The sequence below is a fragment of the Agrilactobacillus yilanensis genome (genome assembly GCF_003946725.1).
In the GTDB taxonomy this organism is placed as follows: domain Bacteria; phylum Bacillota; class Bacilli; order Lactobacillales; family Lactobacillaceae; genus Agrilactobacillus; species Agrilactobacillus yilanensis.
On the sequence record NZ_RHOY01000006.1, the window covers coordinates 87,630 to 101,228 of the forward strand.

Below are 13,599 nucleotides of genomic sequence, written 5' to 3' on the forward strand. Positions count from 1 at the left end.
CCTAAATATAGGCTTTTGACCATACGTATTTTGTATGGTCAGCAATGAAAACAAAGTATTTTTCATATACATAAAATGAGTATACACTAATGTTAATCAAATAAAAGGAGAACATTCATGCAAACCATAAACTTAACTAACGATGTCGCCATGCCAATTATTGGGTACGGTACTTTCCAAACACCGCCCTCTACAACTGCAACCTATGTGAGCCAGGCCCTTAAACTTGGCTACCGTAGCATCGATACGGCTCAAATTTACCGTAACGAATCCGGTGTGGGTGAGGCTATTGATGGTTCAGATATTGAGCGAGAGAAACTATTTATCACGACCAAAACGCAAACTGATGGCTACTCGGAAACGATCAATGGTATCGATGAATCACTGCAACATCTACGAAGTGATTACATCGACCTATTATTGATTCACTGGCCAACATCCAATAGTTTGGACACCTATCGCGCGCTAGAAGATACGCTTAAAGCAGGTAAAGCCCGTGCAATTGGGTTGAGTAACTTCAACGCCGAACAAGTTGAGCAGGTGCTCACTAATAGCCATATCCATCCGGCAGTTGATCAAATCGAAACTCACCTATTCTGGCAGCAAACTAAAATGCGTCCATTCCTCCAAGCAAATAACATCATCCACGAATCTTGGGCACCATTTGGTGAGCAAAATGCAGGTGCAATGATGAGTTTACCTGAGATTCAAGCCCTGGCGCAGAAATACCAAGTCACGCCCGCGCAAGTCATATTGCGGTACCTATCTCAACAGCAAATCGTCATCATTCCAAAATCAACCAATCCAGTACACATGGCCGCTAATCTGAATAGTCTCGATTTCAACTTAACCCCTACGGAGATGAAGAGTCTGCAACAGTTTGATCGTCATCAATCAATCAAGGATTGGCCCGTCTCTATGCGCGAGACAGCGTATTAGTTTGCAATGTCAATTGTGCATTTGGGATTCAACTTCTCCATTTTAAGTGTCACAACCCAGCAAGCTGCTGTTAAAGATTTGATCACACCTTCGACCATGCTCAATATGCTGTTGCGTACCATCGGTCAAACCCTATTAGCTGCGATTTATGGTCTTATTTTCAACAGTTTTGTTGATAGCCAGTTATCTGGCAACACTGCTGGGATTTCGCTGAAACTAGTTAATACACTAAATTCCAGTAAAACTATTGCACAAACAGACCCAACAATTCTTGAGTCTGCACGTCAGATTGTGTTCGGGGGTATTCACACAATCTTTCTGCTAGTTCTCATCATGATTATTGGTGGGTTAATTATCAATAGATTTGCTTGGACAACCCGTTTTCTGAAAGGAGAAATGAATCATGACTAACACGATTCTGATTTTTTATTCCAATACTGGTAATACTGCTCGTGTTGCAGAGCAAATTGCTTCAGTAATTCCACTAGATGTATACGAAGTCACGCTGAACGATCCAACACTTCCGGATAAGATGCTTCAGCGTCCTGGATCATCCGCTACTGCTCGTAACAATCATGAGCTACCGAGTCTCAAAGCACCCTTACCAGATGTTAGTCAGTACAATAATGTGATTTTGGGCTATCCAATCTGGAGTAACGGTGTCGCATTACCAATAGTGTCTCTGTTGGAACAAATCGACCTAACAGAGAAGGAAATCTATCCGTTCAGCACGAGTGGTGGAAGTGGACTGGGTAACAGCATCAACTATTTACGCGATGTGCTTCCAAACAGTAATGTCCATAACGGTTTTACTGCTGGAAGGTGGTCCGGTTCGGCTTTACCAGCAATCAAAAAGTTGGCAAATCAATTGAGCGCGGTATAAAACCATGTAGCATTATCTGAATGAAAAAAGCACCACCCATTTTTGGGGCGGTGCTTTTGGTTTTCAGGGGGACATCTGGGGGACACGCCATCCAAATGGACCTGATTAATAATGCTAATATACCGGCTAAAACGCCTTAAAATCCCTATAAACTAGCGAATAGTGACCTTACTCACTATTCCCACTCTGTTGCCCCGAAAAGCCAAATGAGCGCAAATGGGCGCCGTTAAAGGCTTTTGAATTTCGATAAGCCCAATTATATCACAAAAAACAGCTTTGGAAGCAGCATAAAAGTTGCACGGTGCAAATTGGAGAAAACTTCATATCAACAGCAAATTTAGACCTCTCAATGTCCGGGCGGTCTATTTATTTTGTAGTTGATTGTGCATTGCTGCCTACAACCTTTGAAGTGATACTCACTACCTCTTTTAATAACAAGATATACCAATTTTTCAAATCTAGAATGGAGGAATTACATTGATGAAAGCAGTTCGGCGAACCTCGGTATTCGCCGCCTTAATTGCGATCTTCGTTCAGCTCTTTATCCCGGCCTCAATGGCGATTGCCGCCATCATGACCAACACCAAGGTCGCTGACTGGCGCAACACTTGGCACCTACATCTGTTCAATGGCTTACATTGGACGGACACCGGTATGTGGATGAAAAAGGTGGACGGCAAAGTTGCCTTCTGTGTGGAGCACGGCGTCGATCTCGATATGAGCGGCTCTGGCTACAACCCCCGCACCTACTCCGACGCTAAGAAGGATCAACTAGCCAAGATTGCTTACTACGGCTACTACCAGAACCCAACCAACCGCAACTACGCCGTGACCCAGATGATTATTTGGGAAACGCTCGGCGATTCGTTGCTCACCACACCGAACAAGACCTATCAGTCCGAAAAGAAAGCAATTCTCGATAAGGTCGCCGCACACGATCGCAACGAACTCAAGTATTACGTCAAGGACGGCACGCGACCAATCGAACGCAACCTCAAGTTTGTGGAACTGCTCGATCCTGTCTTCAAGCAGACTAAGAGCGGTCTGACCGTTACCTTGTCTGTGAAGTACCTTGACACTGACAACGATATGAGCCAAGTCTCGCAATACACTCTGCCCCTCTCCAAGCAGAGCAACAACTGGATTATTACCGACGGCATCTAAAAGGATACCTGGCGCGACCTTCACGCTTCAATTAGCGCAATAGGTCGTGTCGGGTATTTTTGTTATTCGATTTATTTCTCTTTGTGTGATCAAGACTAATAACCATTTTATGTATTATTAAGGTTTCGCTGTAATGGTTGTAATTATACTTGTGTTAACTCTCACAAACACTGAAATAAAAAGGTCTACCAAGACGATGAGTGACTTAACCATATTGATATTCTCGTACAAACTCTTGTAGAAATGCCGCTGTCCGATTGCCTGGAAATTTAGTACTAAGCAGCCCGTACGGTACTGTAATTTTGGTCTTCAAAGGAACCGTCACAAGATTTGGGTGAATATTGCGCCAAGGCGTCAGTGAAATTAACGCAATATTTTCCTCAACAGCTTGATTGAAGGTATTGATGTCGTATCGTCCCGCTGTATCGATGGCCCGAACGCTAGGTGTCTTGGCTAGCAACTCATCACGCAATAAGTCATTCTTCTCGCTGATGCCTCTTGGCACCATTAACACAGTTTGCTTCGCTAAGTCTGAAAAAGTAATGACTTCTCGCTGTGCCAAAGGGTGATCACTACGGACTGCGATACCAAAATGATAATCCCCCAGTTTAATCGCGCTGAATGCTTGCTTTAATGTGGCATTGTCGAATGTCCCTACGATTAAATCGCTGCTTCGGCCCAGCATGGCATACTCTCGGTTATCGGAGTTTAAGTCCTCCACTAGCTGCACCAAACGGATCTGAAACGCAGGCAACTTTGGCGCAAGACTTTTCCACAATGCCATGAATGGATCGGCGGGATGCAATAAAGAGGTCCCCAGTCGAATAATTTGCTTATCGTCAATTCGAACCCGCCGTGTTTCTTCGATTGCGGTATTCAAGATACCCAAGACTTGCTCAACATACGGCTTAAACTTTTCACCTTGAGGCGTGAGGAAAACCCCGTTTGGAGTACGAACAAAGAGTTTTAAGTTAAGCTCGTTTTCTAATCGATTCATTTGCTTCATAATGGCCGTTCCAGAAATAAAGCTTTGTTCGCCTGCCTTCGTAAAGCTTCCAAAATGAGTTACGCGTAAGAATGTCTGTAGTTGATTGAAATCCAATTTAGCACCTCCACATCCACAGTATAAACCTTTAGTTAATACCCGAGCAACTTAACGGTTCTTCTAAGAGGCTAAATTTCGACATATAGTAAGACTCGTAAACAAGGCACAGCGCAATAAGAAAGGCGGTAGTAAATGAAAAGAAAGCAAATTCGCACTATTCTCGTTGTCGTTGGTTTCTGTATCGTGGTGCTCATTGGTATTCGGTACATTCCGCACCACGCAAATCGCACGCACACATCTTCGCATATAACCCAAACAACGTCAGCAAGTGCCAGCACAGTTAAAACTAAACGGCCTTCACTCAACAGTCCGGTGACCGATCATGATGTCGTTGGGGTTTGGATCAACCACCACAACAAAGATATCCATCAGCAAATCACCTTTACTGCTGATTATCGATGGACAGAGAATCAACACAACGTCACGAATATTTATAGTGGTACTTGGAAAATTATTGGCCAAGACGAGATTCAACTTGCGCCTTATGGCGAAAAGATTCAGCTTTATGGTCGTCACTACAAACAAATGAACGTCCTCAATTACAATCATATTTTAAACAAGCAATAATCGAAAAAGGAGATTATCAACATGACAGTAAACAACAAAATTGTCGTTATTACAGGCGCTTCCTCTGGCATTGGAGCAGCCAGTGCCAAGCTATTAGCAAGCCACGGTGCAAAAGTTGTCTTAGGGGCGCGGCGTCAAGAACGCCTAGAAGCCATCGCAGCTGACATTCAAACTCAAGGCGGTCAAGTCGCCTATCGTGTCACCGATGTTACCAAAGCAGCCGATCTGGTGGCGTTAGTCGAACTGGCTAAAAATGAGTTCGGCGGTATCGATGTAATTTTTAATAATGCTGGCATTATGCCAACATCGCCAATCAGCGCTCTTAAAACCAATGAGTGGGACGCCATGATCGACGTCAACCTTAAAGGGGTGCTCAACGGTGTGGCAGCGGTTATGCCGAGCTTCACCCAACAAAAACATGGCCAGATTATCACCACGTCCTCGGTTGCTGGAATCAAGAGCTTTGTCGGCTCTGGCGTATACGGCGCCACCAAGTTTGCCGTTCGTAACCTGATGGAGGTGATTCGGATGGAAAGTGTCAAAGAAAAGACCAATATTCGGACAACGAGTCTGTATCCGGCCGCCATCAACACCGAACTATTGCACACGATTACTGATGACAGTTCACGCCAAGGGATGAATGCACTGTATAACGCCGTGGGTATCAGTCCCGAAGCTGTGGCTCGTGTCGTCGACTTCGCGATTGCGCAACCAGCCGATGTCAATGTTAATGAATTCACCATCTACCCAACGGCGCAAGCATAGTATCCGTTACGCAATTATGAAAGTAGGCAACGATGACAAAAGTAATTCTATTAGGCGCAACCAGTAATATCTCCCATTATCTGATTCCACTGCTCTTGAAAAACAGTGACCTTGAATTGCGTTTATTTGCTCGCCAAGCAACTCAACGGTTGGCACAATACGCCAGTAACCCGCAGGTGACCCTCATCAACGGTAATTGGAATAATGAACGTGATCTGTTGTCAGCAATTTCAGGCTGTGACATTGTTTATCTCGCAACGGGCCACTTTACAGAGGCTAACCAGCGCATCGTTCAGGCAATGAAACACGCTCAAGTTGACCGCATTATTATCGCTGGTGGTTTGGGTATTTATGACGAGGTTGCCGGAAAATTCGGCATCTGGAACGCGCAAATGATGGGCGACTATACGGAAATTAAGCGAGCAGCCGGTGTCTTTGACCATAGCGGGCTTAACTATACGTTCTTGCGCATGGCATGGTTGTACAACAATGACCAACATCTCAAATATAAAGTTATTCCTAAAGGTGACGCATTTGCAGATACCCAGGTTACGCGCCAAGCAGTTGCCCGATTGATTCGCGAGATTATCCTAACCCCAGCCCTTTACGAGCGAACCAGTATTGGCGTTGCCGAGCCTAACACTGCCTGGGACAAGCCCTCATTTTACTAGGAGGTCAAGTCATGCAAATTGAAGTAGCACTTGCACAAGGTGAGCTCCCCACAATTTATACCAATCAGGCAACCGTTCGCCGTAGTGGACAACCGATAATTTCATTTCCTATTACCGTACTTGATATTCCCACAAAGACACGCTTTCTTGCGCTTAGTTTGATTGATTATGATGCGGTACCACGGACTGCTTTTCCATTCATTCACTGGCTGGCTGCCAATATTCCGGTAACTAATGAAATTCCAGAAGATTTTAGTCGGCTTTTTTTAGGCCCGCAAGGACAGAACACTTGGACGTCACGATTCTATCACTTGAATGAACCTTATTTTAAGGCGCACTACGCGGGGCCCAATCCCCCTGATCAACTACATCACTATACGTTGTCAGTTTATGCCTTGAACGCCTCGTTAAATTTACAAAACGGCTTCTATTATAACAACTTTTTGGCACAATTAGACACCCACGCGATTGCGATGAATCAGCTTACGATTCCGGCAAGTTAGGCTTTCATCACCAAATAAGTAGACGCACGGCACAACCTATCAAAGAGGTATGCCGCCGTCAGTGATATCAGTTATCGTCAGTCAGCCATATTGAGTGACAACCCTTTAAGGAGATTATTAAAATGGTAAAAATAAAAATGAACGTCAACCACAATACGCTAATTGCAGAATTTGAGCACAATGCAACTGCGCAGGCTTTACTCGGCTTAATGCCAGCCCAATTACCAATGCTCAACTTATATGCACGTGAGTTAACGTATCGATTCAAGCAGGCCTTGCCGGCAAATGAAACGCAAAGTAGCGGCTATCGTGTCGGTGATATCGCCTATTGGCCGCCTCGCCATAGCTTCGTCATCTTTTACAAGCAAACGGGTGAAGTCATCGGCGGACTACAACCGATCGGTCATATTATCAGTGGTGATTTGACCCAATTTGGATCATTAGGCGACGTTACTATCAGCCTTGAACAAATGTAGGAGTCGCCATGAAAAACATCCTAATTTTAGGTGCTAACGGACGCGTCGCCAAAATTGTTAACCAGCGATTACAAACAGAAGATGACGTTCACCTGACTTTATTTCTGCGTAATGCAACTCGTATCACGGTTGATGATGCCGAACAAGAAACAGTGATTCAAGGAGATGTCAACAATGCGGCGCAACTTGATACTGCAATGAACGGACAAGATGTTGTTTATGCAAATCTTGCCGGCAATATGGAACAAATGGCAGCCAACATCGTTTCGGCGATGTTACGGCATCATATCCGTCAACTCATTTGGATTACTGGTTCCGGGTTATATCACGAAACCCCCGAACCATTTGGGTCTTGGGTCGAGAAAGCCGTGGGGCATGAGGCAAAAGAGGACACGCGGCGAGCAGCCAGAATTATTGAAGAATCAAGCTTAAATTACACGATTATTCGCGCCGCTTACATGACAAATGATACCGAAATTAGCTACGAACTCACTCAAAAAGGTGAGCCTTTTAAGGGGACGACGGTTTCTCGTTCAAGCATCGCCGATTTGGTGATCAAAGCCATCAATACACCTTTGCCTTATTCACGAACAAGTTTAGGCATCGCCAAACCAGGGACGGAACACTCATTACCTCGCACTCGGTAATGACGTCGCTCATCACCTTACGAATTGAAATGTGCAATCTGTATTGATAGCCTGTTAGTCAGATGAATCTCAATGGACAAATACAGCGAAAATGACAAACTGCCTAAGTTTAATTACCACCTACATCAACTTGTATGCCAAATTTAGGCAAGCAATCAATGAGCGCGCTGGGGCAGAGCGCATTTGTCAACGAACAATTACTCGTGGCGGCCGACAAGCCCGACATGAGTAATCTGGCAGGAGCGCTGATTGTCACAGACCCAGTATAGTAAATCATCATCTGCTGTCCGAAAACCCCTTAATGTTCTGTGACAATAACCGACATACCAAGTAAATCCACTAGGGCCGTCACCAATATGCCCTGGTGCTTTTTTTTTGCATTTTTTTGCAAATGGTTTCATTTCTCACTTCTAAATCTGTCTGTACTAACGAAGTCAAAAAAATGGAGGTCAAATTATGAGTAATGAACAGGAAGTAAGTCGTATGTTCGTTCGTTACATGCAACGAGTGCTTAAAAACGAACGAATCAACATCTACCACACCAACTTGAAGCGTCCCAGAGAAACACCACTTGAGGATTGGTTGTTGGAAGAAATTGCTGAACCAGGACATCTCAAAGATTTTGTTCTAACTTCGGAAGAAGTCGCTCATCTAGAATCCTTCATCGAAAATGAGCGTCTTGCCACAGCCATTGCAACCCTTTCCACAGCTGATAAGATGGTGTTGTATCAATACTACTACTCCGAACTTAACGATGTGGAAATCGGCAGCCGCACCGGCAAAACAAGTCAGGGGGTGAACAAGACGCTGTGGTTACGCAGCTACACGAACTACTCCTTCTCCACACCGAAGACCAAGGCCAGCAACCGCACGATTCCACTGGACGCAAAAACGCTTGAGCTTCTCTCCGATTGGAAGAAAGCACAAGCGCTTGAGTGTAAAACTGATTTTGTTCTATCGTTCAACGGCGTTCCTACTCGCCGGGATCTGGTCATGCGAATCATCAAGCGGCATGCAACTCTGGCAGGAGTACATCGCATCCGCGTTCATGCTTTACGGCATTCACATGCTTCGCTATTGATCAGTCTGGGTGAGAACCCACTAGTGATTAAAGAACGCCTCGGCCACGAAGATATTCAGACAACGCTCGGAACTTACGGGCATTTATATCCGAATATGAACTTTGAGGCCGCCAAACGGCTGAATGGTCTAGTCGAAATTTCGACCGCTAAATCAGACGTGGCGCAGGTTCAAAACAACGGCGTTACCGCTGGACTTGCACCAGAAGTTGCACAATAGTTGCACGAACGGGTTAGGCAGTCATCAAAACGTTGATATACCGGCGTTTATAAGCCGATTCTGTCTATTCCCATTCTATACTTCACCTTAACAGTATCAGGATGAATCAGCGTGTTTAAGGCGTTTATCGAAACAACTAATAGCAATAAAAAACTAAAAAATCAAATGCGATGTGCCATTTTAGTGCCAGTAGTATTGAGAAATCTAAACTTCAAAACCACAGTTACGGGTAGTCCGATTTATATATTGGTCTACCTTTTTTGTACCCATTTTTTAGTTCAATATTTTTCACTGCTGGCTAAATCTATTTGATCAAAATGGAGGTAATCTACTTGCAAACAGCAACCCGTAAAGTTTCTGTCTGGTTAGCCCTGCTGACCTTGTTCACTTCAATTTTTATGACCCCAATCACAAGTGCTTTTGCCGCTGACATGACCAACATTAAAGCTGGCGACTGGGTATCAACTTGGCATCTCAGTCTATTGAATGGTCTTCATTGGACTGACACCGGTATTTACAAAAAAGTTGTTGATGGCCAAATCACTTTCTGTGTTGAACACGGGATCGATATTGAAAATTCTGGTTCAGGTTGGACACCAACTGATTATTCGGCGGCTGAGAAAGACAAGCTAGCCGAAATTGCGTATTTTGCTTATCAACAAAATCCAACTGACGCCAATTATGGTCTAGCACAAATTATGATCTGGGAAGCCTTAGGTAATGAACTATTGACCACCGACTATCCAGATTATCAAAATAAAAAAGCGGCTGTGCTGGCAAAAGTTGCAGCGTTCAACACCAAGCCATCGTTCAATGATCAAAATATTACCTTAAACGTTGGTGATTCAATCACTTTAACCGACACTAATGGCACTTTGGCTTCATATATTGAACAAACTGCTAATACCGCTAATTTGAACATCACAAAAGCTGGCAATAAATTGACTTTGACTGCCACAGCTAATTCCAAGGAATCTGGTAAGATTTCCTTTGCTAAAGCTAAGGCTGCTAATATTGGTACTTCCCTCCTTTATGGTAAAGGTAATCAACAAAAAATTGCCTATTTCAAACTGCCAAATGGTAACAACTTCGATCTCAATATCAAAGTCAATCTCAATGGTAATTTGAAAGCTAAGAAAGTTGACGCGGATACCAATAAAGCTTTGCCAGGTGCGAAACTCAAATTTGAGTACAATGGTCAAACCAAAGAGGTCACCACCGGCACTGATGGTTACGCCGCTTTAAACGACATCAAGGCGGGTACGCAAGTCAAAGTTTCAGAAGTAACCGCACCTAATGGCTACGTTAATAAAGGTGAAATCAAAACGGCAACAATCACACCTAACCAAACAATCGAAGTCGTTCTTGGCAATAAAGAACAACTTGGCAATGTAAATCTAACGAAGATTGGCCGTCAGTTCGGCACCAATATGTTTAACAGGTACTATTCATTAAATGGTGCCATGTACGGTGTTTATTCAACTGATGGTAAAAAAGTTGGGACGATCACTACCGATAGCACCGGCAAAGGTACACTACAAAATCTGAAGCTCGGCAACTACTACGCCGTTGAAGAAAAGGCACCAGCCGGTTATATCCTTAACAACGAGAAAATACCTTTTGAATTGAAATATGCTGGTCAAAACGTTGCTGTCACTGCTACCTCGGTTAAAGCGACCGATGATGAACAATTCGGCACTGCCACTTTGATCAAGGAAGATGCTAAAACTGGTAAAGCCCCACAAGGCGCTGCTTCACTTGATGGTGCCGTTTATGAATTACATCGAACTTCCAATGATGAGCTGGTTGATACCGTTACAATTAAAAACAATCAAGCGAGTGTCGCCAATTTAAAATTGGATGACTACTACTGGATCGAAAAGACGGCACCAACTGGCTATATTAAAGATACTGAAAAACAAGCGTTCAAACTAGCCTATGCTGGTCAAAATGCGAAAACGGCCACCGCATCAACAACGGTTAAGGAACAAGTTATTACGGGTGGTTTCGATTTAATCAAAATTGGTAACTATGATTGGCACACCGCACTTTCTAGTCATTTAACCGGTAAAGAAAATAAGTCTAACCCACTGGCTAACGTTGAATTTACAGTCACTAGCAACACAACAAACAAGGTCGTCACAACAGGGACAACCGATAAAGAAGGTTATCTCAAGTTTACTGATCTTCCCTATGACACTTATACCGTGACGGAAACAAAAACACCAGAGGGCTACAAAACCGCCGATCCATTCAAAGTCACGATTCATCAACAAAACGAGACCCATCATTATTCAGTCGTCAATAATGTATTGGAAGAACGTTTGAAAGTGGTCAAGGCTGACGCTGAATCCGGGAAAACAATTTCGCGCGCCAACGCCGGTTTTAAAATCAAATCACTGCAAACTGGTAAATATGTTTCCATGCCTAACCTCAATCACGATGGAACAACTGATACTTTTATGACTAATGAAGAGGGCTACTTGACCACAACTGAGGCGCTCCCCTATGGTCAATATGAATTAGTCGAAACACAAGCACCATTAGGCTATGTTCTTGCCAAAGACCCAGCTAAATTTTCGATCACTGGCAAAGATAGTGATGGTATTGTGACCGTCAAGTTCACGGATAAGTCGCAAAAAGGCATTGTCACTTTGAATAAGACTGGCGCCACGCCGGTTGAAGTGACTAAACAGTCAACCAAGTACGGCGAACAATACGGTTTTAACTATGACTACACCCCACTGGCCGGTGCCAAGTTTGAATTTACTGCCAGCGAAAACATCACCACCGCTGATGGTACCGTCCATGCCAAAAAGGGTGAAATTGTCGCCACTGCTACGACTGACGCTAATGGACAAATCAAAACGCCACAACTTTATCTCGGCAAATATTCAGTTAAAGAAGTTGCTGCACCAAATGGTTTTGTTCTTAATGACAAGCCAATTGATTTTGAATTGAAATATGCTGGTCAAAATGTTGAAGTGACCTCCACTTCACTCAAAGCGACTAACGATTTTCAGAAGTTGAACGTGACTGTTAACAAACAAGCAGAACAAATCAAGAATTGGGATAAGAACAAACCCACGATTGAAAATAAAGCTGCTAATGGTCAAGTCTTCGGACTGTTCAGTAAAGCCGGCTACAACAAAGGTGACATCAATGTTCCGGCAAAAGCATTAGTCGCAACTGCGACCGTCAAAGATGGTAAAGCAACTTTTGCCGACATTCAATTGCCTGAAGGTAGCTATTATGTGCAAGAACTAGATGCCGGTGAAGCTTATCAGCTTGATGACCAAACTTATGATTTTGAATTTAAGGCAACTGACAACACCACGACTAAGAATTTAACGATCAACGGTGATAAAGACACCCCAATTCTAAATAAATTACACTTCAACGAATTTACCTTTAAGAAAATCAATGAAACCGCCAAGCTAGTTGAAGATAAAGGTTATCAATTCACTTTTGATGGCAACGCCAAAGGTGCAGTGTTTGAATTACTGGATAAGGATAAGAAGGTCATTCAAACCACTACAATTGATGACAAGTCGATTGGTGCCTTTAAGAACGTACCAGTCGGCACCTTCTATTTACGGGAAAAGACGCCTTCCGCGACTAACCTAGTTTTAACTAAGGATTTAACTAAAATCGTTTCAACAAAAACTGGTATCACTGCCTACAATGCTAAAGGTCAATTAATTAGTCAGGATAAAAAACAGGCAGACGAAAAAGCAGCAACTGAAACTAAGGAAACCACCGAAACACCAGAAATTAGTTTCACGTTGCAAAATAGTTTGATCAAGGGGACTGGTGAACTAACCAAGACCAATGTCAGCGATGGTAAAGTCTTGCCAAACACTGGTATCAAGATCCTTAATCAAGACGGTAAAACCGTTGTGTCCGGTCGGACCAATGATAAAGGAGTTTTCAGTTTTGCCAACCTACCTGCTGGCAAATATCAGTTTGTGGAGTATGACGCACCAAAAGGCTATAAAATCAACGAAACGCCAGTTGATTTTGAAATTACTAAAGATGGTGAAATCGTCAAAGCGCAAATGAAAGATGAAGCCGTTGATACGCCACTACTTCGCCTACCACAAACCGGTGAAGAACGTAATCAATTGTTAAGCGTTATTGGCGTGATTCTACTATTAATCACTAGCTTAATTGTCTGGTGGATTCATCATTCAAGAAAAACTAATGCGGATTTTTATGACGATGAAGATGAAGATGATAACTGGAACAATGAATAGTCTCTCCCATCGGAAAGAGTGATCGTATGCCAAAAGAAAAAATTGATTCTGTTTTTAATTTATCCGAATTTCATCATGACTTTAGAGAATTGATCAATCCAATGTTCCCTACCTCACCAACAGAAGATGAAATTTTAAAAGATGTACTGCAAGAGGCGCAAGCTAATCTAGAAACGTCAATTAGGTTTGAAATTTCAAAAGATGAATGTAAATTAGGCGCCTATATTACCTTTTTGTTCAACTCAGGTTTTATTAATGGTAACAACCCTTTTCTGAGTTATCGTGGTGTACTTCTGGATTAGGTTTCAATAAATACCCAATTTT

The 13,599-nt window shown here is 43.2% G+C and carries 14 protein-coding genes; 13 read left to right on the top strand and 1 reads right to left on the bottom strand.

Annotated elements, in window-relative coordinates:
- Positions 1-117 precede the first annotated feature (117 nt).
- From EKM93_RS06010 to EKM93_RS06025, 4 genes are all read left to right on the top strand, one after another.
- Complete coding sequence (locus tag EKM93_RS06010; protein ID WP_125714068.1) at positions 118-939, top strand: aldo/keto reductase; 822 nt, start codon at positions 118-120, stop codon at positions 937-939.
- A 6-nt stretch (positions 940-945) separates the two neighbouring features.
- Positions 946-1,350, top strand: coding sequence for a hypothetical protein (locus tag EKM93_RS06015; protein ID WP_125714070.1), 405 nt, complete (start codon positions 946-948; stop codon positions 1,348-1,350).
- A complete protein-coding gene (locus EKM93_RS06020; protein WP_125714072.1) occupies positions 1,343-1,822 on the top strand; it encodes a flavodoxin in 480 nt (159 codons plus the stop codon). The genes EKM93_RS06015 and EKM93_RS06020 overlap by 8 nt, the downstream gene beginning before the upstream one ends.
- A 480-nt stretch (positions 1,823-2,302) precedes the next feature.
- Positions 2,303-2,986: a conjugal transfer protein gene (locus EKM93_RS06025; protein WP_125714111.1), complete on the top strand. Its 684-nt coding sequence runs from the start codon at positions 2,303-2,305 to the stop codon at positions 2,984-2,986.
- 205 nt (positions 2,987-3,191) lie between these two features.
- Here EKM93_RS06025 and EKM93_RS06030 read toward each other — a convergent pair whose 3' ends face one another.
- Complete coding sequence (locus EKM93_RS06030) at positions 3,192-4,088, bottom strand: LysR family transcriptional regulator (RefSeq protein ID WP_125714074.1); 897 nt, start codon at positions 4,086-4,088, stop codon at positions 3,192-3,194.
- A gap of 135 nt (positions 4,089-4,223) precedes the next feature.
- On the opposite strand from EKM93_RS06030, the gene EKM93_RS06035 reads away from it, so the two are divergent.
- The 9 genes from EKM93_RS06035 (at position 4,224) to EKM93_RS06075 (ending at position 13,577) form a co-directional block, all read left to right on the top strand.
- Positions 4,224-4,658: a hypothetical protein gene (locus EKM93_RS06035; RefSeq protein ID WP_125714076.1), complete on the top strand. Its 435-nt coding sequence runs from the start codon at positions 4,224-4,226 to the stop codon at positions 4,656-4,658.
- A gap of 21 nt (positions 4,659-4,679) precedes the next feature.
- Entirely contained in the window at positions 4,680-5,423 is a 744-nt protein-coding gene (locus EKM93_RS06040) for an SDR family oxidoreductase (protein ID WP_125714078.1), read from the top strand.
- Between the two features lie 32 nt (positions 5,424-5,455).
- On the top strand, positions 5,456-6,094 hold the full coding sequence (locus EKM93_RS06045; protein ID WP_125714080.1) for an NAD(P)H-binding protein: 639 nt from the start codon (positions 5,456-5,458) through the stop codon (positions 6,092-6,094).
- A gap of 11 nt (positions 6,095-6,105) precedes the next feature.
- Positions 6,106-6,597 (top strand): YbhB/YbcL family Raf kinase inhibitor-like protein, encoded by a 492-nt coding sequence (locus EKM93_RS06050; protein ID WP_125714082.1) that lies wholly within the window; start codon positions 6,106-6,108, stop codon positions 6,595-6,597.
- Positions 6,598-6,719: 122 nt separating this feature from the next.
- On the top strand, positions 6,720-7,073 hold the full coding sequence (locus EKM93_RS06055) for a cyclophilin-like fold protein (protein ID WP_125714084.1): 354 nt from the start codon (positions 6,720-6,722) through the stop codon (positions 7,071-7,073).
- An 8-nt stretch (positions 7,074-7,081) separates the two neighbouring features.
- Entirely contained in the window at positions 7,082-7,720 is a 639-nt protein-coding gene (locus EKM93_RS06060) for an NAD(P)H-binding protein (protein WP_125714086.1), read from the top strand.
- A 456-nt stretch (positions 7,721-8,176) separates the two neighbouring features.
- Positions 8,177-9,019 carry a tyrosine-type recombinase/integrase gene (locus EKM93_RS13620; RefSeq protein ID WP_125714088.1) on the top strand — a complete coding sequence of 281 codons (843 nt, stop codon included), beginning with the start codon at positions 8,177-8,179 and terminating at the stop codon, positions 9,017-9,019.
- Positions 9,020-9,351: 332 nt separating this feature from the next.
- A complete protein-coding gene (locus EKM93_RS06070) occupies positions 9,352-13,275 on the top strand; it encodes a SpaA isopeptide-forming pilin-related protein (RefSeq protein ID WP_125714090.1) in 3,924 nt (1,307 codons plus the stop codon).
- Between the two features lie 26 nt (positions 13,276-13,301).
- Complete coding sequence (locus tag EKM93_RS06075) at positions 13,302-13,577, top strand: hypothetical protein (protein WP_010581082.1); 276 nt, start codon at positions 13,302-13,304, stop codon at positions 13,575-13,577.
- Positions 13,578-13,599 lie beyond the last annotated feature (22 nt).

What these genes read in the sequence shown, in the direction of transcription:
- EKM93_RS06060 (WP_125714086.1), top strand. Translation starts at nt 7,082, where the DNA reads ATGAAAAACATCCTAATTTTAGGTGCTAACGGACGCGTCGCCAAAATT.
- EKM93_RS06025 (WP_125714111.1), top strand. Translation starts at nt 2,303, where the DNA reads ATGAAAGCAGTTCGGCGAACCTCGGTATTCGCCGCCTTAATTGCGATC.
- EKM93_RS06050 (WP_125714082.1), top strand. Translation starts at nt 6,106, where the DNA reads ATGCAAATTGAAGTAGCACTTGCACAAGGTGAGCTCCCCACAATTTAT.
- EKM93_RS06075 (WP_010581082.1), top strand. Translation starts at nt 13,302, where the DNA reads ATGCCAAAAGAAAAAATTGATTCTGTTTTTAATTTATCCGAATTTCAT.
- EKM93_RS06010 (WP_125714068.1), top strand. Translation starts at nt 118, where the DNA reads ATGCAAACCATAAACTTAACTAACGATGTCGCCATGCCAATTATTGGG.
- EKM93_RS13620 (WP_125714088.1), top strand. Translation starts at nt 8,177, where the DNA reads ATGAGTAATGAACAGGAAGTAAGTCGTATGTTCGTTCGTTACATGCAA.
- EKM93_RS06045 (WP_125714080.1), top strand. Translation starts at nt 5,456, where the DNA reads ATGACAAAAGTAATTCTATTAGGCGCAACCAGTAATATCTCCCATTAT.
- EKM93_RS06040 (WP_125714078.1), top strand. Translation starts at nt 4,680, where the DNA reads ATGACAGTAAACAACAAAATTGTCGTTATTACAGGCGCTTCCTCTGGC.
- EKM93_RS06035 (WP_125714076.1), top strand. Translation starts at nt 4,224, where the DNA reads ATGAAAAGAAAGCAAATTCGCACTATTCTCGTTGTCGTTGGTTTCTGT.
- EKM93_RS06020 (WP_125714072.1), top strand. Translation starts at nt 1,343, where the DNA reads ATGACTAACACGATTCTGATTTTTTATTCCAATACTGGTAATACTGCT.
- EKM93_RS06015 (WP_125714070.1), top strand. Translation starts at nt 946, where the DNA reads ATGTCAATTGTGCATTTGGGATTCAACTTCTCCATTTTAAGTGTCACA.
- EKM93_RS06055 (WP_125714084.1), top strand. Translation starts at nt 6,720, where the DNA reads ATGGTAAAAATAAAAATGAACGTCAACCACAATACGCTAATTGCAGAA.